Source organism: Pseudomonas sp. 10(2024) (assembly GCF_045164175.1).
GTDB classification, from domain to species: Bacteria; Pseudomonadota; Gammaproteobacteria; order Pseudomonadales; family Pseudomonadaceae; genus Aquipseudomonas; species Aquipseudomonas alloputida.
In genome coordinates this window covers 1,946,282-1,970,722 of record NZ_CP174006.1, presented here as the reverse complement: position 1 = coordinate 1,970,722, position 24,441 = coordinate 1,946,282, and the positions used below count along the sequence as shown (strand labels likewise).

Here is a 24,441-nt window from a genome sequence, read left to right as displayed (position 1 = left end):
AATTCAATGACGCATTCGCGGGTAAACCCGCTCCTACGGGGGGGCGCTGCACAGCATGATTAGGGGTTCAGACCGCCCTGTTCAACTTCACCCATGAAGCAAACCTGTCGACAAACGCCTGCAAGAACGGTCGCGTCTTATCGTTGAGCTTGCCCGAATCCTCGAACAAGCTCGCCGCACCGCCAAGGTAAGCCTCGGGCATCTGCATGCAGGGCATGTCAAGAAACACCAGCGATTGGCGTACCGCATGGTTGGCGCCAAAGCCTCCAATCGCCCCCGGCGACACACTCACAACCGCCGTCGGCTTGCCGCTCCAGGCACTTTGCCCGTAAGGACGCGAACCCACATCGATGGCATTTTTCAGGCAGCCCGGCACCGAGCGGTTGTATTCCGGGGTGACGAACAACACCGCATCACTGCGACGGATTTCATCGCGAAAACGCTTCCAGGTTTCCGGCGGTGCCTCGGCTTCGATATCTTCGTTGTACAGCGGCAGGTCGCCAATCTCGACGATCTTCAGCGCAAGGCTGGACGGCGCCAGCTCCGAAAGTGCGCGGGCGACCTTGCGGTTGTAGGACTCCTTGCGCAAGCTGCCCACGACGACTGCTACCGAATACACCTGACTCATGGCAATTCCAACCTTTGCGGGTTAAATAGACGTTGTAGTTATAGATGACCGTTCTCCGGCGCCTGAGTTTTTTTTCCGCAGGGCGAAAACTTCCGAGTCAGTTTCACGGTCTATGCCTTCATACATTTCCTACGTAATTCAGAGGTTTCCACCCAAATGGCAGCAGTAATGGTCGGCCAATTCCACGCCCGTGACGCCGAAGGCCGCATCTACCCCGTGCACGAGTTTCAGGAATCCACCCTGCAACTCGACGGCAGCACGCTGGGCGCCCCCATCACCACCTACCGCCTGGCCATCGGCGACAAGGTCAACCACCTGGGTGAAAACCGTTTCGAACTGGCACGCTCCGGCGTCGAGATCACGCGCATTCCGTGATGCAATCCACCGTGTAGCGGCCCCCTTCGTGCTGCAGGCCGTGCACATCGGCGACAAACCCGGGAAAGCCCTGGTTGAATGCTCGGGCGAATGCCAGGTAATCAAGGATCGAGCGGGTCGCCTCGGTGAACCGCTCACCCGGCATGATCAACGGGATGCCAGGCGGGTACGGCACCAGCATCACCGCCGCCACACGCCCCAGCAATGCCTCGATCGGCACCGCCTCCACTTCGCCACGCACCATCTTGTCATAGGCCTGGGCCGGGCTGACGGCCACCTCCGGCAAACGGGTGAACAGCCGCTTCAGCTGCTTGGCCGTGGCATTGGCGCGGTAGCAGTCATGTAACTGGTCGCACAGGTCGCGCAGGCCCATGCCCTGGTAGCGCAAGGCGTCGGCAGCCCCCACACTGGGCAGGCAGCTGCTGAGTGGGGTGTTGCCGTCATAGTGGCGCTTGAACTCCAGCAGCTCGGTGAGCAGGGTGCTCCACTTGCCCTTGGTGATGCCCATGGAAAACAGTACCAGGAAGCTGTACAGGCCCGTTTTTTCCACCACCAGCCCGCGCTCCCAGAGAAACTTGCTGACTACCGCTGCCGGGATACCGCGCGCGCCCAGCACACCGTCTGCGCTCAGGCCCGGCATTACCAAGGTCACCTTCAGCGGGTCGAGCAGCACATAGTCGGTCACCACTTCACCAAACCCATGCCATTGCGCCCCCGGCTGCAGCAGCCAGTCCTGCGCGGCCAGACGGGGGATGCCCTCGGCACTTGGCGGCTGCCAGATGCTGAACCACCAGTCCGCTGCGGCAATGTGCTCACGCAGGTTGGCCAGGGCACGACGAAAACTCAACGCCTCGTCGAACATCTCCTGCAGCAGCGAGCGCCCGGCCGGCCCTTCCATCATGGTCGAAGCTACATCCAGCGAGGCGAGAATGCTGTACTGCGGCGAGGTAGAGATGTGCATCATGAACGCTTCGTTGAAACGGTCCCGGTCCAGCTGCCGCCTGGCACCGTCCTGCACATGAATCATCGAGGCCTGGCTGAACGCCGCCAGCAGCTTGTGGGTGGAGTGGGTACTGAACACCAGCGGGCTGTCTGCCGCGCAGGCGGTGCCCATGGCGTAGCGCCCGGTGAAAAAGTCGTGGAACGCGGCATAGGCAAACCAGGCCTCATCGAAGTGCAGCACCTCGACACTGGCACCCAGGGCCTGCTTGATCAGCCCGGCGTGGTAACACAGCCCGTCGTAGGTGGAGTTGGTCACTACCGCCAGCTTGATACGCTGCCCACGATCACGGGCAAGGGGGTTGGCCTGAATCTTCGCGGCGATCGCCTCGGGGCTGAACTCGCTGAGCGGGATCGGGCCAATGATGCCCAGTTCGTTGCGCTCCGGGCACAGGTACAACGGGATGGCACCCGTCATGATGATCGCGTGCACCACCGACTTGTGGCAGTTGCGGTCCACCAGCACCAGGTCGTCACGGCCGACCATGGCGTGCCAGACGATCTTGTTGGCCGTGGAGGTGCCATTGATGACAAAAAAGGTGTGGTCGGCGCCGAAGTTGCGCGCCGCCCTGGCCTCGGCTTCGGCCAGCGGGCCTGTGTGGTCGAGCAGCGAACCCAGCTCCGGCACGGAAACGGACAGGTCCGAGCGCAGGGTGTTTTCCCCGAAAAACTGGTGAAAGGCTTGGCCTACCGGGCTTTTATGATAGGCCACACCGCCACCATGGCCTGGGGTGTGCCAGGAATAGTTGGACTGCGCGGTGTGCTGTACCAGCGCCTTGAAGAACGGCGGCAGCAGGCCATCGAGGTAGGTGTGTGCGGCTCGCGCCACCTGGCGGGCGAGAAACGGCACGGTGTCTTCGAACAGGTAAAGGATGCCACGCAGCTGGTTGAGCTCGCTCATGGCTTCGGCGGGGGCATTTTCCAAGGTCACCTGCTCGCCCAGGGCGAAGATCGGCAGGTTGGGTGCACGCAGACGGGCCAGGCGGATCAGCTCGGCCATGTTCTGCAGTAAATGGGTGTTCTCGCCAGCGCCTTCGGCGGCAATCAGCATGCAGGCCAGACCATGGTGGGTGGCGGCGACCAGGCGCGCTTCGGCGTGGTCGGCTGCGGCGAGAATGGCAAAGCCATCCTGGCGCAGTTCCTCGGCGATACCCCGCACGCGTTCGCCGGCAACACTGTCGGCCTTGATGGCGCGGTGGACAATGAGGATCGGGAACTTGAGGTCCTTGTACATCAGGTGGCTACCTCCGAAGGACATGGCGTCCATTTCAGGGTAGTTGAGCCTTGTATTACCTGTACTGGCCCTTTCGCGGGTGAACCCGCTCCTACAACGATCTCCACTTCTGTTGCAGGGCGAAAGATCAGCCGGCTGGTGTCTCAGTCAGGGCCTGCCACAGCGAAGGCCCACCCGCCGACTTGGCAATGGCCGCCAGCCGCTCGGCATGTGCCTCCAGCTCTTCAGCGCTGGCCATGATCACCCGCCCTGGCGCACGCCCGACAATCCGGCGGATCTCGCTGCCGCCAGCGCCCTGCCCGTCCTCTTCGGTATCTGCGCCATTCCCAGCCAACGACAGGCTGGTCTGGCCACCGGTCATTGCCAGGTAAACGTCGGCCAGCAGTTCCGAGTCGAGCAGTGCGCCGTGCAACTCACGGCCCGAGTTGTCGATGTCGTAGCGTTTGCACAGCGCATCCAGGCTGTTGCGCTGCCCCGGGTGGCGCGAACGTGCCAGCAGCAGGGTGTCCAGAATGGTGCAGTGCTGCGAAATGTCAGCGCGGTCCTGCTGGCCCAGCAAGGCGAATTCGTTGTTGATGAAGCCAACGTCGAACGCCGCGTTGTGGATGACCAGCGTGGCGCCCTGGATGAACTGGAAGAACTCCTCGGCGACATCGCCAAAACGTGGCTTGCCGACCAGGAAGGCATCCGTGATGCCGTGAACGTTGATCGCGCCCTCGTCACTCTCGCGGTCGGGCTGCAGGTAGACGTGGAAGTGCCGCCCGGTCAGGCGCCGGCCGATGACCTCGACACAGCCGATCTCGATGATCCGGTGGCCTTCGCCAACCGGCATACCCGTGGTTTCGGTATCGAGAATGACGAACCGTTTATCTTGCTGCTGCTCCACGCGGGCGCTCCAACTTGCATCCGTTACAAAGGCCGCGATTGTACCCCAGCTCAACGCTGGGCGCGCACCTCATCGACCCCACGGTTGGCCAGCTGGTCGGCGCGTTCGTTGCCGGGGTGGCCAATATGGCCGCGCACCCACTTCCAGGTCACCTTGTGCCGGTTGACCTGCTCATCGAGCTGCTGCCACAAGTCAGCGTTCTTCACCGGCTCCTTGGCGGCGGTCTTCCAACCGCGCTTCTTCCAGTTGACCATCCATTCGTTGATGCCCTTCATCACGTACTGCGAGTCGGTGGTCAGCACCACCTCGCATTCACGCTTGAGCGACATCAGGCCCTGGATTGCGGCCATCAGCTCCATGCGGTTGTTGGTGGTCTCACGTTCGCCGCCCCACAGTTCCTTCTCGACGCCCTTGTAGATCATCAGCACGCCCCAGCCACCCGGGCCAGGGTTGCCCTTGCAGGCACCATCAGTAAACATCTCGACGCTATCGCTCATGTACCACTCTTGAATTCAGTGCTTGTCAGTTTCGGGGTTGGCTGCGGTGCGGTTGACCTTCGCCAGTGGCAGCGGCAGCAGCTTGCCCATTGGCTCGCGGCGTTCCGGCCGCAAAGGCCGCAGGCCTACCACCATCTTGCGCGCCACCAGCAGGTACACCCCGCCACCGGAGCCCTGCCAGCCGCCGGCCAGTCGTTCCCAGCCCTCCAGGCGTTGCTGCCAGGCTGGTGAGGCAAGCGGCGGACGATAGCACCCGAAGCGGCGTTTCTCCAGCGCGAAGCCCAGCAGGTTGAGCCAGTCGCCCACCCGTGACGGCGAGATGCAGCGCGCCTTGCGCAGAGCACCGTGACTGAAGAAATGGCGCATGCCCCAGCTGCTCCAGGGGTTAATCCCCACGATCAGCAGGTGCCCGCCCGGGCGTACGGCACTGGCGGCCTCGCGCAGCAGGCCATGGGGCGACAGGCAGAAGTCCAGGCCATGCTGCAGCACCACCACGTCGGCAGCGTGCTCGCTCAACGGCCAGGCTTGTTCTTCGCAGACAATCTCCACACCCGGCAAGGGCGCACCAAGGCGCACGTTACGCTGCACCTGGGGGGCTCTGGGCGGTGGCTCGGCGCAGGGCCCGTAATGCACGAGATAGCCGCCAAAGAAGCGCCCGAGCTCTTCTTCCAGCAGTTTGTCCTCCTCCTTGAGCATCAGTTGCCCAAGTGGGCCGTTGAACCACTCACGGGCCAGGCTGATCAGCTCGACCCAGTCCGGGTCGGCCTGGGCAAAGGCTTGGTCGGTCATTGCGCTCTCCCTCGAAGGTTCTCCCACCGCGCCATCGCGGCTAAGATGCCCTCATGTGCCACGCTAGGCGAATCGGATCCGCACCATGATACAGATCGAAGCTCTCCCCGCTTTCTCCGACAACTACATCTGGTTGTTACAGGATACTGCCAAACGCCGTTGTGCGGTGGTCGACCCGGGCGATGCCGGCCCAGTGGAGCGCTGGCTGGCTGCCAACCCCGAATGGGTGCTGAGCGACATCCTCGTCACCCACCACCACAATGACCATGTCGGCGGGGTGGAACGGCTCAGGCAATTGACCGGCGCACGGGTCTGTGGCCCTGCCAACGAGCGCATTCCCGGCCGCGACCTGGCACTGGACGAAGGCGACAGGGTGGACGTGCTGGGTGTAACGTTCCAGGTAATGGCGGTACCCGGCCACACCCTGGGGCATATCGCCTTCTTCAGCGACCAGCCAGCAACGCCCATCCTGTTCAGTGGCGACACCCTGTTCGCCGCCGGTTGCGGGCGCATGTTCGAAGGTACACCCGAACAGATGCAGCCCGCCCTCGCCCGCCTGGCGTCCCTGCCAGAGCAGACACAAGTGTACTGCGCCCATGAATACACCCTCAGCAACCTGCGCTTCGCCAAGGCTGTGGAACCGACCAACCCGCACGTTCAGCAACGCTTCGAGGACGTTACTCGTTTGCGCGCCGAAAATCGCATCAGCTTGCCCTCAACGATCGGCCTGGAGCGCCTGACCAACCCCTTTCTGCGCACCGCTGAAACATTAGTTAAACAAAAAGCAGACGAATGGAAGGGACATTCAAACACCTCGCATGTCGCTGTTTTTGCTGCCTTGAGGTCTTGGAAGGACACCTTCTGATAACCGCAAGATATATCGCAAGTGAGGGCCGAAGGTTGACCCGGGCCGGAGCGGTTTCTAGAATCGCCGAAATTTTTCGCCCGGATACCTGTGTCAGCCGATGTCTTCCCGTAGCCGCAGAACCTCTCATTCCGCCGCCCTGACGCGCCTGGCCCAAATCAGCGCGCTGGCCCTGGCAGCCACGCTGGTGGGCTGCCAGAGCACCCGTCAGCTCGACGAATCCGATAGCGTTCGCGCGCACAACTACCAGGCACGGATCAAGCACAAACCTTCCCCGCTGCTGGTCAAGCCGGCCGAACAGGCGCCGCAGGATGTCTGGGAGCGCATGCGCCAGGGTTTCGCCCTGCAGGACAGCATCGACGTCAACCCGCGCATCGAGCAGCAGCGCTTGTGGTTCGCCAGCAACCCGACCTTCATCGAAAGCGCCGGGGAGCGTGGCAGCCTCTACCTGCACTACATCGTCGAGCGCCTTGAAGAACGCGACATGCCGCTGGAACTGGCCCTGCTGCCAGCCATCGAAAGTGCCTACAACCCCATGGCCTACTCACGCGCCAGCGCTGCCGGCATGTGGCAGTTCATGCCGGCTACCGGTCGCCACTTCAACCTGCGCCAGACCAACTTCTATGACGGCCGCCGCGATGTCACCGCGTCGACCAACGCCGCGCTGGACTACCTGACCCGCCTGCACGACATGTTCAACGGCGACTGGCTGTTGGCCCTGGCGGCCTACAATGCCGGCGAAGGCACCGTCAGCCGAGCCATCGAGCGCAACGAAAGGCTCGGCCTGCCGACCGACTACTGGAACCTGCCGCTGCCACAGGAAACCCGCGACTACGTGCCCAAGTTGCTGGCACTGTCGCAGGTGGTGTCCACGCCAGAAGCCTATGGTGTCAATCTCACCCCGATCGCCAACGAACCGTACTTCGAAGCGGTGGCGATCAATGACCGTCTGGACCTTTCCCGGGTCGCGGCCTTTGCCAACATCGACGAGGACGAGCTGATCCAGCTCAACCCGGCATTCAAGAAGCGCATGACCGTCGATGGCCCGAAACAGCTGCTGGTGCCCACCGCCAAGGCGCAGTTGCTCAGTGCCAGCCTGTCCAACCTCAACCCGGAGCAACTGGTCAGCCTGCAACCCCCGAAAGCAGCGTTTGCCCGGGCCGTGGCCGAAGCCAAGGCACCGGTGGGGGCACGCAGCTACCGGGTCAAGCGTGGCGATAACCTGAGCGTCATCGCCAAGGCCAACCGTGTATCGGTCAAGGACATCAAGCGCTGGAACCGTTTGTCCGGCAACAGTCTGCGCGCTGGCCAGGTTCTGGCCCTGCGTGGTGGCAGTGCGCCAAGCGGCGCCGGCAACCGGGTTGCTGCCTCCGGGAAGCGCTCCACGCAATACAAGGTTCGCAAGGGCGATTCTCTGTACCTGGTGGCCAAGCGCTTCAATGTGGAAATGAAGCACCTCAAGCGCTGGAACCCACGCAGCGGCCACGCCCTCAAGCCAGGCCAGACCCTGACCGTCTACCTCGGGCATTGAGTCGTTACAGGGGCTGCTTTGCAGCCCATTCGCGGGCACGCCCGCTCCCACAGTTTTTTCACAGCCCTCAAAGCCGGTGCCCTACCTGTGGGAGCGGGCGTGCCCGCGAATGGGCCTGAAAACCCAGCCACTGGAAAACCCCAGCCCCTCTCTTTTTCCAACCCCACCAAGCTGTTACTGTACTCGATCAAAGCCCAACGCCTCTGGATCGGATGCCGATTTGATACGTCCCCTCCTGCTGTCACTCAGCCTGGCCTTGAGCTTTCCCGCAGCCGCGATCGTGAGCGAAAGCCACGGATACGCGCAGTTCGGCACGCTCAAGTACCCAGCCACCTTCACCCACTTCGACTGGGTCAACCCGCAAGCGCCCAAGGGCGGCACGTTGCGGGCCATGGCTTTTGGTACCTTCGACACGCTCAACCCCTACACCTTCAAAGGGTCGAGCCCGATTACCACGCCCAATTTCCAGCAGTACGGCATCAGCGAGCTGAACGAGCCACTGATGGTCGGCACGGGCCAGTACGACCCGTCCGGTGACGAGCCAACCTCCAGCTATGGCCTGATCGCCCGCTCGGTGGAGTACAGCGAGGACCGCAGCTGGGTGGTGTTCAACCTGCGCCCCGAAGCCCGCTGGCATGACGGCCAGCCCATCACCTCGGCTGACGTGGCCTTCTCGTACCGCACGCTGCTCAAGGATGGCCACCCGATCTACCGCACCAACCTGCAGGAAGTGCAGCGGGTAGACATCCTCGGCCCGCTACGCATCCGCTTCGTGTTCAAACGCGCCGGCAACCCGCTGCTGATCCTGCGTCTGGGCGAAATGCCGGTGCTGCCCAAACACTACTGGCAGAAGCGCGACTTCAAGGCCACCACCTTCGAGCCCCCCTTGGGCAGCGGCCCCTACCGCATCACCCAGGTACAACCCGGACGACGACTGGTGTTCGAACGGGTGAAGAACTACTGGGGCAAAGACCTGGCGGTCAACCGTGGCAAGTACAATTTCAATCGGGTCGAATACGAGTTCTATCGTGACGCGACGGTGGCCTTCGAAGCCTTCAAGGCCGGCGAGTTCGACATCTATATCGAGCACCAGGCAAAAAACTGGGCCAACGGTTACAACTTCCCTGCCGTGCGCCGGGGTGAAGTGATCAAGGCACAAATCCCGCACAGCATCCCCACGCAAACACAGGGCCTGTTCATGAACAGCCGCCGGGCCGCGTTCAGTGACCCGCGGGTACGCCAGGCGCTGGGGCTGATGCTGGACTTCGAGTGGACCAACCGCGCGCTGTTCAGCAGCGCCTACCGCCGCTCGACCAGCTACTACCCAAACAGCGAGTTCGCCGCCAGCGGCCTGCCCACCGGCAAGGAGTGGCTGCTGCTGGCGCCATTCCGTGACCAGTTGCCGGCCAAGCTGTTCAGCGAACCGTACAAGGTCAGCCACACCGATGGCCGGGGTATCAGCCGCCAGACCCTGCGCCAGGCCCTGGGCCTGCTCGCCGAGGCCGGCTGGAAGCTGCACGGCCAGCGCCTGGTCGACAGCAAGGGCCAGCAGTTGCGCATGGAACTGCTGCTGGTAAACCCCAACCTTGAACGCATCCTGCAACCTTATGTCGAAAACCTGTCCAGCATCGGCATCGATGCGCGCTTGCGCACCGTGGACCGTGCCCAGTACAAACAACGCCTGGACCAGTTCGATTTCGACATGATTCTGATGACCCTGAACCAGACCCTCAGCCCCGGCCTCGAACAATGGCTGTACTTCCATTCCAGCCAGGCCGCGACAAAGGGCAGCAAGAACTATGCTGGGGTCAAGGACCCGGTGGTCGACCACCTGCTCGACACCCTGCTCGCCGCCCGCACCCGCGATGACCAGGTCGCCGCTGCCCGCGCCCTGGACCGCGTGCTCTCATGGCACTACTACATGATCCCCAACTGGTACCTCGACAACCATCGCCTGGCCTACCGCAACCGGTTCGCCTTCGTCACCACGCCGCCCTACACCCTTGGGCTGAATAGCTGGTGGATCAAGACTTCGGAGAAAGCCCAATGACGCCAACGCACCGTCTGCGCCGGCTGGCAGGCAGCCTGTTGCTCGCCTGCCTGAGCCTTCCCGCGCTGGCCGCACCGCAGCACGCGCTCACCCTTTACGATGAGCCACCCAAGTATCCCGCCGACTTCAAGCACTTCGACTACGTCAACCCGGATGCGCCCAAGGGCGGCACCTTCCGCCAGTCCAGCTTCGGTGGCTTCGACAGCCTCAACCCGTTCATCAACAAAGGCGTGGCGGCCGAGAACATCGGCATTATCTACGACACCCTGATGCGCCAGAGCCAGGATGAACCGTTCACCGAATACGGCCTGGTTGCCGGCAAGATCGAAAAGGCCCCGGACAACAGCTGGGTGCGCTTCTACCTGCGCCCCGAAGCGCGCTTCCATGACGGCCATCCGATGCGCGCCGACGACGTGGTGTTCACGTTCAACGCCCTGATCAAGGACGGCGCCCCACTGTACCGCCAGTACTACGCCGACGTCGCCGAAGTGGTCGCCGAAGAACCGCTGAAGGTGCTGTTCAAGTTCAAGCACAAGAACAACCGCGAGCTGCCACTGATTCTCGGCCAACTGCCGGTACTGCCCAAGCACTGGTACGAAAACCGCGAGTTCAACCGCGGCAACCTGGAAATCCCGTTGGGCAGCGGCCCGTACAAGGTCGCCAAGGTCAAGGCCGGGCGCTCGGTGCGCTACGAACGGGTCAAGGACTACTGGGCCAAGGACCTGCCCATCAACCGCGGCTTCTACAACTTCGATGCCATGACGTTCGACTCCTACCGCGACACCACCGTCGCCCTGGAGGCCCTCAAGGCCGGGGCATTCGACTATGGCCTGGAAGTCAGTGCCAAGAACTGGGCCACCGCTTACAACGTGCCCGCCGTGCGCGAAGGTCGCCTGATCAAGGAAGAGCTGCCCAACGGCAACCCCACCGGTATGCAGGGCTTCATTTTCAACATCCGCCGCCCGGTTTTCCAGGATGTGCGTGTGCGCCAGGCCCTGAGCCTGCTGCTGGACTACGAGTGGACCAACAAGCAGCTGTTCAACGGCGCCTACACCCGTACCGGCAGCTACTTCGAGAACTCGGAAATGGCCGCCCGCGGCCTGCCCAGCCCCAACGAGCTGAAAATCCTCGAACCACTGCGCGGCAAAGTGCCCGAGCAAGTATTTACCGAGGTCTTCCACAACCCGGTCAGTGACGGCAGCGGCATGATCCGCGAGCAACAGCGCCAGGCCTACAAACTGTTGCAGGAAGCCGGCTGGAAAATCGTCGACGACAAGATGGTCGACGCCCAAGGCAAGCCGGCAAGCATCGAGTTCCTGCTGGCGCAGACCGAGTTCGAACGCATTCTGCTGCCGTTCAAGCGCAACCTTGCCGACCTCGGTATCGAGCTGAACATTCGCCGCGTCGACGTTTCGCAGTACATAACCCGCCTGCGCTCGCGTGACTACGACATGATCGTTGGCGGCTACCCGCAATCCAACTCGCCAGGCAACGAGCAGCGCGAGTTCTGGTCCAGCGCCGCCGCCGACAACCCCGGCAGCCGCAACTTCATCGGCCTGCGCGACCCGGCCATCGACCAACTGGTGGACCAGCTGATCAACGCCGACTCTCGGCAGAGCCTGATCGACCACTGCCGCGCCCTCGACCGCGTGCTGCTGTGGGGCTATTACGTGATCCCCAACTGGCACATCAAGACCTGGCGTGTGGCCTACTGGAACCACATCGGCCACCCGAACGTGTCGCCCAAGTACGACATCGGCATCGACACCTGGTGGATCAAGCCCGATGTAACCCCGGCGGTCAGCGAAGCGCCTGCGGACGAGGCCAACTAAGATGCTGGCCTACATCCTGCGCCGCCTGCTGCTGATCATCCCGACCCTGTTCGGCATCCTCATCATCAACTTCATCATCGTCCAGGCCGCCCCCGGTGGCCCGGTCGAGCAAATGATCGCCAAGCTCGAAGGCTTCGAAGGCGCCACCAGCCGCATTGCCGGTGGCGGCGCCGAGGTTTCCGTGGCCGGCTCCAGCTACCGCGGCGCCCAGGGCCTGGACCCGGCGCTGATCGCTGAAATCGAGCGCATGTACGGCTTCGACAAGTCGCCGCCCGAGCGCCTGTGGATCATGGTCAAGAACTACGCCCAGCTGGACTTCGGCGACAGCTTCTTCCGCGACGCCAAGGTGATCGACCTGATCGCCGAGAAGATGCCGGTTTCGATCTCGCTGGGGCTGTGGAGCACGCTGATCATGTACCTGGTGTCGATCCCGCTGGGGATCGCCAAGGCCGTGCGCCACGGCAGCCACTTCGACGTGTGGACCAGCTCGGCAATCATCGTCGGCTACGCCATCCCGGCGTTCCTGTTCGCCATCCTGCTGATCGTGCTGTTCGCCGGTGGCAGCTACTTCGACTGGTTCCCGCTGCGTGGCCTCACCTCCAACAACTTCGACGAACTGAGCACCACCGGCAAGGTGCTGGACTACTTCTGGCACCTGGTGCTGCCGATCACCGCGCTGGTCATCGGCAACTTCGCCACCATGACCCTGCTGACCAAGAACAGCTTCCTCGACGAAATCAACAAACAGTACGTGGTCACCGCCAAGGCCAAGGGCCTGAGCCGATCACGGGTGCTGTACGGCCACGTGTTCCGCAACGCCATGCTGCTGGTGATCGCCGGCTTCCCTTCGGCGTTCATCGGCATCTTCTTCACAGGCTCCTTGCTGATCGAGGTGATCTTCAGCCTCGACGGCCTGGGCCTGATGAGTTTCGAAGCGGCCATCAACCGCGACTACCCGGTGGTCTTCGGCACCCTGTTCATCTTCACCCTGCTAGGGCTGGTGGTGAAACTGATCGGCGACCTGACCTACACCTTGGTCGATCCGCGCATCGACTTTGCCAGCCGGGAGCACTGACATGGCCTTGTCCCCCCTCAACCGCCGGCGCTTCGAGCGTTTCAAGGCCAACCGCCGTGGCTGGTGGTCGCTGTGGCTGTTCCTGATTCTGTTCGGGCTGAGCCTGGGCGCCGAACTGATCGCCAACGACAAACCGATCGCCGTACGTTACGACGGCCAATGGTACTTCCCGGCGTTCAAGCGTTACCCGGAAACCACCTTCGGCGGGGAATTCCCGCTGGAAGCCAACTACAAGAGCCCCTACATCCGCGAACTGCTGGCGAAGAAAGACAGCTTCGTGCTGTGGGCGCCCATCCCGTTCAGCTACCAGAGCATCAACTATGACCTGCGTGTCCCCGCCCCCGCCCCACCTTCGGCGGACAACTGGCTGGGCACCGACGACCAGGGCCGCGACGTGCTGGCGCGGGTGATCTACGGCTTCCGCATTTCGGTTCTGTTCGCCCTCACCTTGACCGTGGCCAGCTCCATTATCGGCGTCATCGCAGGCGCCCTGCAGGGGTTCTACGGTGGCTGGGTCGACCTGGCCGGGCAACGCTTTCTGGAAATCTGGTCCGGCCTGCCTGTGCTGTACCTGCTGATCATCCTGGCCAGCTTCGTGCAACCCAACTTCTGGTGGCTGCTGGGCATCATGTTGCTGTTCTCGTGGATGAGCCTGGTGGATGTGGTACGCGCCGAGTTCCTGCGCGGGCGCAACCTGGAATACGTGCGCGCCGCACGCGCCCTTGGCATGCGCAACGGCGCAATCATGTACCGGCACATCCTGCCCAACGCGATGATCTCGACCATGACCTTCATGCCGTTCATCCTCACCGGCGCCATCGGCACCCTCACCGCCCTGGACTTCCTCGGCTTCGGCCTGCCCGCCGGTTCGCCCTCGCTGGGCGAACTGGTGGCGCAGGGCAAGTCCAATCTGCAAGCGCCATGGCTGGGCATCAGCGCCTTTGCCGTGCTGGCGCTGATGCTGAGCCTGCTGGTGTTCATCGGCGAATCCGCCCGCGACGCCTTCGACCCGAGGAAGTGACATGAGTGAACAGAACCTGATCGAAGTGCGGGACCTGGCCGTGGAGTTCGTGACCGGGGACCAGGTCAACCGGGTGGTTGACGGCGTCAGCTTCGATATTCGCAAAGGCGAGACACTGGCCCTGGTGGGCGAAAGTGGCTCGGGCAAATCGGTCACCGCGCACTCGATCCTGCGCCTGCTGCCCTATCCCCTGGCCCGGCACCCCAGCGGCAGCATCCGCTACGAAGGCAAGGACCTGCTGCAGCAGAACGAGAAGACCCTGCAGCGCATTCGCGGCAACCGCATTGCGATGATCTTCCAGGAGCCGATGACCTCGCTCAACCCGCTGCATTGCATCGAGAAGCAGATCAACGAAATCCTCCTGATGCACAAGGGCCTGACCGGCAAGGAAGCGACTGCGCGTACCCTGGAGTTGCTGGATATGGTCGGCATTCCAGAGCCGCACAAGCGCCTCAAGGCCCTGCCCCACGAATTGTCGGGCGGGCAGCGCCAGCGGGTAATGATCGCCATGGCGCTGGCCAACGAGCCCGAGCTGCTGATTGCCGACGAGCCGACCACGGCGCTGGATGTGACCGTGCAGCTGAAGATCCTCGAGCTGCTCAAGGAATTGCAGGCGCGTATGGGCATGGCCCTGTTGCTGATCAGCCATGACCTGAACCTGGTGCGCCGCATCGCTCACCGCGTGTGCGTGATGCAGCGTGGGCAAATTGTCGAGCAAGCCGAATGCGCCACGCTGTTCAGCTCGCCACAGCACCACTACACCCAGATGCTGATCAATGCCGAGCCCAGCGGGCTGCCGGCGCACAACCCGGTGGGCGCGCCGTTGCTGGAGGTGGATGACCTCAAGGTCTGGTTCCCGATCAAGAAGGGCTTTCTGCAGCGCACGGTCGACCATGTGAAGGCGGTGGATGGGGTCAACTTCAGCTTGCCCCAGGGCCAGACGCTGGGCATTGTTGGCGAATCCGGGTCGGGCAAGTCCACATTGGGCCTGGCGATCCTGCGGCTGATTTCCAGCCAGGGCGGCATTCGCTTTCATGGGCAGAACCTCGAAGGGCTGAACCAGAAAGCCGTGCGCCCCCTGCGGCGGGAAATGCAGGTGGTGTTCCAGGACCCGTTTGGCAGCCTGAGCCCGCGCATGTGCGTGGCGGACATTGTCGGTGAAGGGCTGCGCATTCACCGCATTGGCACCGCGCAGGAACAGGAAGCGGCGATTATCGCGGCCCTGGAGGAAGTAGGCCTGGACCCGCGCACGCGCCATCGCTACCCCCATGAGTTTTCCGGCGGGCAGCGCCAGCGCATTGCCATTGCCCGGGCGCTGGTGTTGAAGCCAGCACTGATTCTGCTGGATGAACCCACGTCCGCACTGGACCGCACCGTACAGCGCCAGGTGGTGGAATTGCTGCGTAACCTGCAGCAAAAGTACAACCTGACCTACCTGTTCATCAGCCATGACCTGGCGGTGGTGAAGGCGTTGAGTCACCAGTTGATGGTGATCAAGCATGGGCATGTGGTGGAGCAAGGGGACGCGCAGGCGATCTTCCATGCGCCGCAGCATCCGTATACCCGACAGTTGCTGGAGGCGGCGTTTTTGGAGGTTGGGGGTTAGTAGGGAAAGGGTGCGTGTTCGTCTTGATTCTTGCGGCGTGTTTGAGATCGAGCACCGCGAGCGTGGTGCATAAGGCGTTGGAGCTGCAGCCCAAATCATCGCTTCGATCCTGATGATGACCTCGGGACTTCGCATCAAGGTTGATTAATGTACTGTGAGGGCCGACCCTTTCGCGGGCACGCCCGCTCCCACGGGATCACCACAGTCTTCAAGACTTGCAAATACCTGTGGGAGCGGGCGTGCCCGCGAAAGGGCCGGGCCAGGCAGCCGAGAAAATTAGCCCATCTGCTTGCCACGCCAACAGAATCAAGCAGCGGTGATCAATTTTTCTGACAATAATCGTCTTCCATCATCAGCCGAATCGGGCATAAATTCTCCGCCGTCAACTCCCAGTACCCACGGTAGAGCCCATGTCCAGTCCACAACACCAGCCCGCTTCCCCTGCCCTGGCCACCCTGATCCAGCGCTCCGGCCAGCCCAGCCCAACGCTGAGCGAAGCCCAGGCACACGCCGTGCTGCAGGCCCACTATGGCCTTGCCGGCAACCTTTCGGTACTGGGCAGCCAGCAAGACCTGAACTTTCGCGTGGTCACACCGCAGGGTGGCTATGTGCTGAAGGCCTGCCACGGCAGCTACGCCCAGCTGGAGCTTGAAGCCCAGCACGCCGCCCTGGCCTTCCTGCGCGATCAAGGTTTGCCGGTACCCGCCGTGCGCTCAGCCGACAACGGCATGGGGTTGCTGGAACTGGACATCGACGCGCAACCACTGCGCCTGCGCCTGCTCGATTACATCGAAGGCCAACCGCTGACCCGCCTCAAGCACATGGAGCCGCGCCTGATGGCTGAACTGGGCGGGCTCTGTGCAAAGCTGGACAAGGCGCTTGCCCATTTCGATCACCCGGGCCTTGCGCGCACCTTGCAATGGGACCCGCAGCATGCCGGGGCACTGATCGATCACCTGCTACCGGTGCTGCAGGACGGCGGGCAGCGCGCCCGCATCGAACACGCCACGCGACAGGCCAACGAGCACCTGATGCCGCTGGTTGATCAACTGCCCAGTCAGGCCGTGCACCTGGACATCACCGACGACAACACCGTGTGGGCCCGTGATGCCCAGCGTCAGTGGCAACTGCAAGGCGTGATCGATTTCGGCGACCTGCTGCGCACCTGGCGTATCGCCGACCTGTCGGTGACCTGCGCTGCGCTGTTGCACCACGCCGAGGGCGACCCCCTGCGCATCCTGCCAGCCGTGCAGGCCTACCAGGCGCTCAACCCGCTGACCGAGGCCGAACTGCGCGCCCTGTGGCCGCTGGTGCTGAACCGCGCTGCCGTGCTGGTGCTGAGCAGCGAACAACAGTTAACCGTCGACCCGGGCAACCAGTACACCCGCGACAACATTGCCCACGAATGGGAAATTTTCGACACGGCCACCGCCGTGCCTTTTGCCCTGATGGAGGCGGCCATTCTGCAGGCTGCGGGCCTGCAACCCGCGGCGCCGGACTGGAACGACTGTGCCCCCCTGCTCCCCGAGCTGGCCGGGCAGGCTGTCACACGGGTGGACCTGGGAGTACTCAGCAAACACTTCGAGGCCGGCAACTGGGAACAACCCGGTTATGACCAGCATCTGCTGACCTCGCAAGCCGCCCCGGCCTGCAGCCTGCACGGGCAGTATCGCCTGTCGCAGACCCATATCGATCGCCCCGAGGAGCCCGCCACCTGCGCCCTTGGCGTCGAGCTGCATGTGCCCAACGGCAGCCCGGTGCAAGCGCCGGCAGCCGGCACCTGGCAGCACAGCGGCGACGGCCGGGGCTGCCTGCGCACCCCGCATTGGGCTTTGTGGCTGCAAGGCCTGGAAGACGCACCGGCAGACGGCCAGGCCGTGGAAAAAGGCCAGGCCCTGGGCAGCAGCTGCGGCTTCCTCAGCGTGCAGGTATGCCTGGACAATGGCATCCAGCCGCCGCTCTTCGCCACGCCGTCACAAGCCGCCGCCTGGCTGGCCCTGTGCCCGTCACCGGCCGCCCTGCTGGGCTTCGATTGCGATGCCGAGCCGCTACCTGATCCGCAAGCCCTGCTGGCCCGCCGCGACGCCAGCTTCGCCCGCTCGCAGAAGCACTACTACGCGCAACCGCCGCACATTGAGCGTGGCTGGCGCAACTACCTGATCGACATGCAGGGCCGTTCCTACCTGGACATGCTCAACAACGTCGCAGTGCTGGGCCATGGTCATCCACGCATGGTTGCCGAGTCGGCGCGGCAGTGGTCGCTGCTGAACACCAACTCGCGCTTCCATTACGCAGCAATCACCGAATTCTCCGAGCGCCTGCTGGACCTGGCCCCCGAAGGTTTCGACCGGGTGTTCATGGTCAACAGCGGCACCGAGGCCAACGACCTGGCGATTCGCCTGGCCTGGGCCTACAGTGGCGGGCGCGATCTGCTCAGTGTGCTGGAGGCCTACCACGGCTGGTCGGTGGCCACCGATGCCATCTCCACGTCGATCGCCGACAACCCGCAAGCCCTGGAAACCCGCCCGGACTGGGTTCACCCGGTCGAAGCACCGAACACCTTCCGCGGCCGCTTCCGCGGGGCCGACAGCGCCGCCGACTACCTGCAAGACGTCGACGCCAAGCTGGCTGACCTCGACGCCCGTGGCCGTCAGCTGGCGGGCATCATCTGCGAACCGGTGTACGGCAATGCCGGCGGTATCTCGCTGCCCGCAGGCTACCTGCGCGCAGCCTATGCCAAGGTCCGCGCCCGCGGCGGGGTGTGCATCGCCGACGAAGTGCAGGTGGGTTATGGCCGCCTGGGCGAGTACTTCTGGGGCTTCGAGGAACAGGGCGTGGTGCCGGACATCATTACCATGGCCAAGGGCATGGGTAACGGCCAGCCGCTGGGCGTGGTCATCACCCGTCGCGAAATCGCCGAGGCGCTGGAGGCCGAGGGCTACTTCTTCTCCTCGGCCGGTGGCAGCCCGGTCAGTTGCCGCATCGGCATGGCAGTGCTGGATGTCATGCAGGAGGAAGGCCTGTGGGACAACGCCCGTGACACCGGGCGCTACTTCAAGGCACGCCTGCAGGCGCTGGTCGACAAGCACCCGCTGGCCGGCGCGGCACATGGCTCGGGCTTCTACCTGGGGCTGGAACTGGTGCGCGACCGCACCACCCTGGAGCCGGCCACCGAAGAAACCATGATGCTGTGCGATCGCCTGCGTGATCTGGGCATCTTCATGCAGCCGACCGGCGACTACCTGAACATCCTCAAGATCAAGCCACCGATGTGCACCAGCCGTGCGAGCGTGGACTACTTTGTCGACAGCATTGACCGGGTGCTGGGCGAAGGTCTGTAAGTGTCAAGGCGCGGGCCCGACGGCTGCGGCCCACGCCTGTAATGCCTCACACGCGGCCATGGCCACCTGCTCATCGGTGCGCCCGGTGAACTGCCGCTCGATCGCATCGGCGGCAATCAGCCCGGCAATGGTGGGCTTGCCGACAGCATCGGTCAGGTCCAGCCATTCCCCCCAACTGGCGGGTACGTCGTACCAGCGCAGGTAGCCTGAGGGTGAACACGGCCACCATCGCTCATCGAACTGCAGAATCACTTTCTCCAGCTTGCCCATCCCCAGATGCGCCAACGCTCCCTGCTGTGTTTCAGGTAACGCAGGGGTAAAGTGCAACGTTTTCAGAACCCCCACCGGGACTGTGCAAATGCAGAAGTCGCACACCTCTTCATTCACCATGACGCGCGCGCTCGACCAGTCGATGTGGGTGACAGGACTGTTCAGGCGGATATCCAGGTGCTTCGACAGCAAGCCGACAAGCTCGCTGTAGCCGCCTGGCAGCATACGATCACCATGCCCGACCCCCTCTTCATCCAAGGCACAGACCGACAGTTGCTCGACGGGCAAACACGCTTCCAGTACCAGGTTGGCGTCGATGGCGAACTGCGTGGCACGCGCGAGCGCAGGGTCGAGTGTGGCCATGTAGCCATCGATCGCGTCAGACAGCGGTTGTTGCCGATCAAGACGCCTGGTCAAGGCATCCCAGGCGGCGTCGATATCCAGCACCGCCCCGCCGCGTGCTGCTGCAAGCGGGCAACTGAAATCGGTCTCGACGCAAGCCAAGCCATGTTGAAGTGCAACAGCGGCCAATGGGTTCTCGGCAAAATGCTGAAGCCATGCCGCACCTTCATCTGCTTTCACGCCGCCCAACTCGACAGTGTGCGTGCGCCCCCCCGTTCGCCCACGCGCCTCCAGCACAGTGCAATCGACACCCCTTTCCCGCAAGCGTTGAGCGGCAGCCAGGCCTGCACACCCCGCACCGATCACGATCACCTTGCTCGCACCGGCACTCACGGCTGCCTCGGCGGCACGCAGCCCATCATTCCACGCACCATGAGTCATTGCCGGAGCGCTGGCATTACAAGCTTCTCCAGCGATGACCAAGCGCCCATGCAGCACTTGGCCCAGGGCGCTTCGATGCAACGGCGATCCGCCAGGCAGCAAGGCACTGTAGGCACCGAGGCTGAACGGGTCGCTACTCCAGTGGGTGACATGCCACGCGGTTGGTCTGTGCACGCTTTTCTCCATTGAGGGGGCTGTCCTGCTGGTGCATTAATGTTCATAATTTTTAGCAATAAAAGATGATCATCATCAGGTTTACTGACAATGGCCTTTACCAGCGACTCCCTGGCGATTTTCCTCGCGGTGCTCGATGCCGGCTCGTTCTCCGCCGCCGCCCGCAAGCTGGGCCGTGTGCCTTCAGCCGTGAGCATGGCAATCGCCCAACTGGAAGCGGAACTGGACCTGCCCCTGTTCGACCGGGCCACGCGCAAAGCCTTGCCCACCAACGCCGCCTTGGCGCTGGAGCCCCAGGCCAGGCAGGTCATCTGCCAACTCAACCTGCTGGATGCCCAGGCCCTGCAATTGCACAAAGGCCTGGAAAAGCGCCTGACCATCGCCATGGCGCCCGAGTTGCAGACCGGCCGCTGGAGCCAGCCGCTGGAAATCCTCGCCCAGGCATTTCCCAGCCTGGAAGTCGAGGTACGTTCGGCCACCCAGACCGAAGCCATTCGCCTGCTGCATGACGGCAGTGTGCAATTGGCCCTGGTGTTCGAACGGCCCGGCATCGATGAGCGCGAGTCATTCCTCGAGGCCGGCAGCCAACTGCTGGTGGCCGTTGCCTCACCGCGCCATCCAGCCGGGCAGAACAGCGGTTCGCCATTGCCTGAAGAGGCCTTTGCCGAACAACGGCAGATCATCGTGGCTTCGGGCAAGGCTACCGGATCGGACCCGCGCATGGTGCTGTCCCGGCGCATCTGGCTGACCGACAGCTACCTCGCCACGCTGGACCTGGTGCAGTCCGGGCTGGGCTGGGCCTACCTGCCGCAGCCATTGGTCGAACCGCTGATTGCCTCGGGCGCACTGGCCGAGGTGCGCTTCGACAACATGGCCAACCGCCTGCGCTTGTGGGTAGACATCATCTGGATCAAGTCGCGCCCGTTGGGCCTGGGCGCGCGACGCTACCTGGAAGTCATGCGCCAGCTGTTCGAGAAGGAGCCACCCAGGGCCTGACTCCCTTGCGCGCGTCCAGGCCCTGCAGGCGTTCGCCCAGCCCTTTGGGCTGTGTGCGGGTTATGCTGTCGGGGCCACCAACCTGTAGCCAACCCCCGCCTCGGTAATGATGAACCGCGGCGCCGTGGGGTCATCGCCCAGCTTCTGTCGCAGATGCCCGACCACGATGCGCAGGTAGTGGGTATCCTCCGCATGGGTCGGCCCCCAGATATCCTTGAGCAACTGCTGCTGGGTAATCACCCGCCCGGGGTGCCCGGCCAATATCGCCAGCAAAGCATACTCCTTGCGTGTCAATGCCACCTCCACACCGTCGAGCGTCACCCGGCGGAAGGCAAAATCCACCGTCAGCGGACCAAAGCTGGCTGCCACTTCCGAGCCGCCGGCTTGTGGCACCTGACGCAGCAACGCCCGCACGCGCGCGAGAAACTCCTGAATACCGAACGGCTTGGTCACATAGTCATTGGCACCACCATCCAGCGCATCGACCTTCTGCACTTCACTGGCACGCACCGACAACACCATCACCGGCACTGCACTCCATTCGCGCAACTCACGCAGTACCTGCTGGCCGTCCATGTCCGGCAGCCCCAGGTCGAGCACCACCAGGTCCGGCTTGCCCAGTGCCGCCTGGGCCAACCCTTCGGCACCGGTGGCGGCCTCCAGCACCTTGTAGCCTTGCGAGGCCAGGCTGATACGCAGGAACTTGCGGATCTGCGGTTCATCGTCGATGACCAACAGGGTGGCGGACTGGCTCATGGGGTTTCGCTTTCGGCTTCAGGTTGAGGAGGCAGCGGCAAGCATAGAGTGATGCTGGTGCCTTGGCCATCAATGCCTTCGCCCACCAGAATCTGCCCGCCATGGGCACCGATCATGCCCTGGCAGATAGCCAGGCCCAGCCCGGTACCCTGCCCGCCGCGGTCGCCACGGGCGGCGGTGTAGAACATGTCGAAGATTTTCTCGCGGTCGGCTTCGGGAATGCCGGGGCCCTGGTCGCTGACGGTCAAGCGCAGTTGGTCGTCATGCACCGCCACCTGCAGCTCAAGCCGACCATTGGCCGGCGAAAAGCGTGCGGCGTTTTCCAGCACGTTGACCAGTGCCTGCTCGATCAACGCCGCATGCACGAACAGCAATGGCAGCTCGGCCGGCACGTCCGTGTGCACACGCAGCGGTGCCAGCACCACCCGCAGGCGGTTGAGCGCACTGCCGACGATATCCGCCGGGGCCACCCAGTCGCGGGCCAGCTTGAGGCCGCCATGGCCCAGGCGGGTCATGTCCAGCAGGTTCTGGATGTAGCGATCGAGGCGTTCGGCCTCGTTGCGGGTGCCCTCCAGCAGCTCGCGGCGGTCTTCAGCCGGGATCGCATCGCCCAACGCCAGCAGGCTGTCGATGCTGCCACGCATGGCGGTCAACGGCGTGCGCAAGTCATGGGATACGGAAGCCAGCAGGGCGCTGCGCAGTTGCTCGGTTTCGCCGTGCAGGCGTGCGGCTTCCAGCTGTTCGGCCAGGCGTGCGCGGGCCAGGGCCTGGGCCAGGGGCTGGCCTAGGGCGGTGAGCAGGCGCCGGCGTGGGTCGCTGAGAGGCTGCCCGTTGCGCGGGCGCACACCCAGCAGCGCCAGCGGCTGATCGTCCACCGCCAATGGCCACCACCACCAGCGGCCATCAGGCAGGGTATCGCTGCCGTGGCCGGCGGCCTGCCCATGCTGCCAGGCCCAATCGGCAGCCGCCCGTTCGGTGTCGCTGAAGGTGCAGGCTTCCCCGCTGGCCACTTGCAACTGGCCCTCGGCGTTGCGCTCCAGCAAGCACACCTGGGCGTCCTGCCAGCCGTCCAGGTGCTGGCCGGCAGCCTTGAATATGGCTTGGCGGTCGGTGGCTACCGTCAACCGGCGAGACAGGTCGAGCAACTGGCTGGTCTGCGCCTGGGTCTCGCGCAGCGCCTGCAACTGGCGACGCTGGCGCGCAGCCAGGTTGCCGGTGAGCGCAGCCATCAACAGAAAGAACACCAGTGTCAGCACGTCTTCTTCGCGCTGGATGGTGAACGAGAAGTTGGGCGGTATGAACAGGAAGTCATAGACCAGGAACGACAGCGCGGCGCAAGCCAGCGCAGGTCCCAGGCTACTGCGCACCGCGACCAGCAACACCGCCGCCAGGAACACCAGCGAGATATTGGGCAACGCGAGCACACTGGACACCGCCCAGGCCAGACCCGCAGCCATCACGGTGGCCAGCAGCGCCAGCAGGTAATGACGCCACACCCACACCCGCCGCACGGCTGAACGCGGCGCTGGCGGCTGCACGTCGCGGTCCAGCACGTTGATTTCCAGGCCACGGCTTTCGCGCAGCAGCCGCGCCGCCACACCCGCGCCGAACAAACGCCGACGCAGGCGGTTGCGGGACTGCCCGACCAGCACCAGGCTGGCCCGCCGCTCGACAGCATGCTGGATCAGCGTACGGGCCACTTCGCCAGCACGCAGCAGCACCACCTCCCCGCCCAGTCGCTCGGCCAGTTGCTGCGCGGCTTGCAAACGATGCCGTGCGGTTTCGTCACGCAGGCGGCCGTTGTCCACATGCACCAGGCTCCACGGCAGGTGGCGGCGCTGGGCCACGCGGCTGGCATGGCGCACCAGGCGTTCGGCCTGGTCGTCACCGTCTATGCCCACCAGCAACCGGCCGCGCAAGGCCGGCGCCTCCTGGCCGCGCTGACGATAGCCGTGGGCCAGGTCGGCATCGACCTGAGCAGCGGCGGTCTGCATGGCCAGCTCGCGCAGGGCGGTGAGGTTGGTTTGCGAAAAATACGCATCGATGGCCGCCCTAGCCTGCTCGGGCACGTACACCTTGCCTTCACGCAGGCGTTCGAGCAGCTCTCGCGGAGGCAGGTCGATCAGCACCAGCTCGAACGCTTCCTGCAGCACCCAGTCCGGCAGGGTCTCGCGCACTTGCACGCCGGTAATGTCGCGGACCTTGTCGTTGAGGCTTTCCAGGTGCTGGACGTTGACCGTGGTGTACACGTCGATGCCCGCGGCCAAGAGTTCTTGCACGTCCTGCCAGCGTTTGGCGTGGCGGCTGCCGGGGGCGTTCGTGTGGGCCAGTTCGTCCACCAGGGCCAAGGCCGGCGCGGCACGCAGCAGGCCGTCAAGGTCCATTTCCTCAAGGGTGACGCCACGGTACTGGCTACGCAACAAGGGCTGCTGATGCAGCCCTCCGAGCAACGCTTCGGTTTCGGCGCGGCCATGGGTTTCGACCACCCCGGCCAACACCTGCACGCCCTGGCGTTGCTGGGCGTGTGCGGCCTGGAGCATGGCGAAGGTCTTGCCGACGCCGGGGGCAGCGCCAAGGAACACCTTCAGTCGGCCCCGGCCGGTGCGTGGGAGGTTGGCCAACAGCGCATCGGCGCGGGCGGAGTCACTCATGTTTCATCCTTTGCTTTTTCCAGCAGTCGGCCACTTCAGGGAAAGCCCCCTTAACGTGTAGGAGCGGGTTTACCCGCGAATA

General features: G+C 63.8%; 18 protein-coding genes. 10 read left to right on the top strand and 8 right to left on the bottom strand.

Annotated features, from left to right (window positions below):
• Positions 1–67: 67 nt before the first annotated feature.
• The gene (gene chrR, locus ACI7M0_RS08870; RefSeq protein ID WP_003251456.1) at positions 68–628 is read right to left on the bottom strand and encodes a class I chromate reductase ChrR; all 561 of its coding nucleotides are present in this window, start codon (positions 626–628) and stop codon (positions 68–70) included.
• Positions 629–784: 156 nt separating this feature from the next.
• On the opposite strand from chrR, the gene ACI7M0_RS08865 reads away from it, so the two are divergent.
• The gene (locus ACI7M0_RS08865; protein WP_010954911.1) at positions 785–1,003 is read left to right on the top strand and encodes a hypothetical protein; all 219 of its coding nucleotides are present in this window, start codon (positions 785–787) and stop codon (positions 1,001–1,003) included.
• On the opposite strand, the gene ACI7M0_RS08860 is transcribed toward ACI7M0_RS08865, so the two are convergent.
• The 4 genes from ACI7M0_RS08860 to ACI7M0_RS08845 form a co-directional block, all read right to left on the bottom strand.
• Complete coding sequence (locus tag ACI7M0_RS08860) at positions 987–3,236, bottom strand: Orn/Lys/Arg decarboxylase N-terminal domain-containing protein (protein ID WP_049588234.1); 2,250 nt, start codon at positions 3,234–3,236, stop codon at positions 987–989. The genes ACI7M0_RS08865 and ACI7M0_RS08860 overlap by 17 nt on opposite strands.
• Before the next feature lie 127 nt (positions 3,237–3,363).
• Positions 3,364–4,122, bottom strand: a complete 759-nt coding sequence (dnaQ, locus tag ACI7M0_RS08855) for a DNA polymerase III subunit epsilon (protein ID WP_010954912.1) — start codon at positions 4,120–4,122, stop codon at positions 3,364–3,366.
• Between the two features lie 50 nt (positions 4,123–4,172).
• Entirely contained in the window at positions 4,173–4,619 is a 447-nt protein-coding gene (gene rnhA / locus ACI7M0_RS08850) for a ribonuclease HI (RefSeq protein WP_003251460.1), read from the bottom strand.
• Between the two features lie 15 nt (positions 4,620–4,634).
• A complete protein-coding gene (locus ACI7M0_RS08845) occupies positions 4,635–5,408 on the bottom strand; it encodes a class I SAM-dependent methyltransferase (protein WP_003251461.1) in 774 nt (257 codons plus the stop codon).
• Positions 5,409–5,493: 85 nt separating this feature from the next.
• On the opposite strand from ACI7M0_RS08845, the gene gloB reads away from it, so the two are divergent.
• The 8 genes from gloB (at position 5,494) to ACI7M0_RS08805 (ending at position 18,729) form a co-directional block, all read left to right on the top strand.
• Positions 5,494–6,273 carry a hydroxyacylglutathione hydrolase gene (gene gloB / locus ACI7M0_RS08840; RefSeq protein WP_129932488.1) on the top strand — a complete coding sequence of 260 codons (780 nt, stop codon included), beginning with the start codon at positions 5,494–5,496 and terminating at the stop codon, positions 6,271–6,273.
• Between the two features lie 100 nt (positions 6,274–6,373).
• The gene (locus tag ACI7M0_RS08835; protein ID WP_129932489.1) at positions 6,374–7,804 is read left to right on the top strand and encodes a lytic transglycosylase domain-containing protein; all 1,431 of its coding nucleotides are present in this window, start codon (positions 6,374–6,376) and stop codon (positions 7,802–7,804) included.
• Positions 7,805–8,024: 220 nt separating this feature from the next.
• Positions 8,025–9,854, top strand: coding sequence for an extracellular solute-binding protein (locus ACI7M0_RS08830; RefSeq protein WP_010954916.1), 1,830 nt, complete (start codon positions 8,025–8,027; stop codon positions 9,852–9,854).
• The gene (locus ACI7M0_RS08825) at positions 9,851–11,686 is read left to right on the top strand and encodes an extracellular solute-binding protein (protein WP_019437936.1); all 1,836 of its coding nucleotides are present in this window, start codon (positions 9,851–9,853) and stop codon (positions 11,684–11,686) included. The genes ACI7M0_RS08830 and ACI7M0_RS08825 overlap by 4 nt, the downstream gene beginning before the upstream one ends.
• 1 nt (position 11,687) lies before the next feature.
• Complete coding sequence (locus ACI7M0_RS08820) at positions 11,688–12,761, top strand: microcin C ABC transporter permease YejB (RefSeq protein WP_010954918.1); 1,074 nt, start codon at positions 11,688–11,690, stop codon at positions 12,759–12,761.
• A gap of 1 nt (position 12,762) precedes the next feature.
• Entirely contained in the window at positions 12,763–13,782 is a 1,020-nt protein-coding gene (locus ACI7M0_RS08815; RefSeq protein WP_003251467.1) for an ABC transporter permease, read from the top strand.
• 1 nt (position 13,783) lies between these two features.
• A complete protein-coding gene (locus ACI7M0_RS08810; protein WP_104961137.1) occupies positions 13,784–15,388 on the top strand; it encodes an ABC transporter ATP-binding protein in 1,605 nt (534 codons plus the stop codon).
• A gap of 410 nt (positions 15,389–15,798) precedes the next feature.
• The gene (locus ACI7M0_RS08805; RefSeq protein ID WP_129932490.1) at positions 15,799–18,729 is read left to right on the top strand and encodes an aminotransferase; all 2,931 of its coding nucleotides are present in this window, start codon (positions 15,799–15,801) and stop codon (positions 18,727–18,729) included.
• 3 nt (positions 18,730–18,732) lie between these two features.
• Here the strand turns inward: ACI7M0_RS08805 and ACI7M0_RS08800 are convergent, their stop codons facing one another.
• Complete coding sequence (locus ACI7M0_RS08800; RefSeq protein WP_129932491.1) at positions 18,733–19,968, bottom strand: NAD(P)/FAD-dependent oxidoreductase; 1,236 nt, start codon at positions 19,966–19,968, stop codon at positions 18,733–18,735.
• A gap of 78 nt (positions 19,969–20,046) precedes the next feature.
• Here ACI7M0_RS08800 and ACI7M0_RS08795 point away from each other — a divergent pair, with 78 nt between their 5' ends.
• Positions 20,047–20,952 carry a LysR family transcriptional regulator gene (locus ACI7M0_RS08795; protein ID WP_010954926.1) on the top strand — a complete coding sequence of 302 codons (906 nt, stop codon included), beginning with the start codon at positions 20,047–20,049 and terminating at the stop codon, positions 20,950–20,952.
• Between the two features lie 60 nt (positions 20,953–21,012).
• On the opposite strand, the gene ACI7M0_RS08790 is transcribed toward ACI7M0_RS08795, so the two are convergent.
• Entirely contained in the window at positions 21,013–21,708 is a 696-nt protein-coding gene (locus ACI7M0_RS08790) for a response regulator (RefSeq protein WP_010954927.1), read from the bottom strand.
• Positions 21,705–24,359 carry a sensor histidine kinase KdpD gene (locus tag ACI7M0_RS08785; RefSeq protein WP_129932492.1) on the bottom strand — a complete coding sequence of 885 codons (2,655 nt, stop codon included), beginning with the start codon at positions 24,357–24,359 and terminating at the stop codon, positions 21,705–21,707. Before ACI7M0_RS08785 ends, ACI7M0_RS08790 begins: the two co-directional genes overlap by 4 nt.
• Between the last annotated feature and the right edge of the window lie 82 nt (positions 24,360–24,441).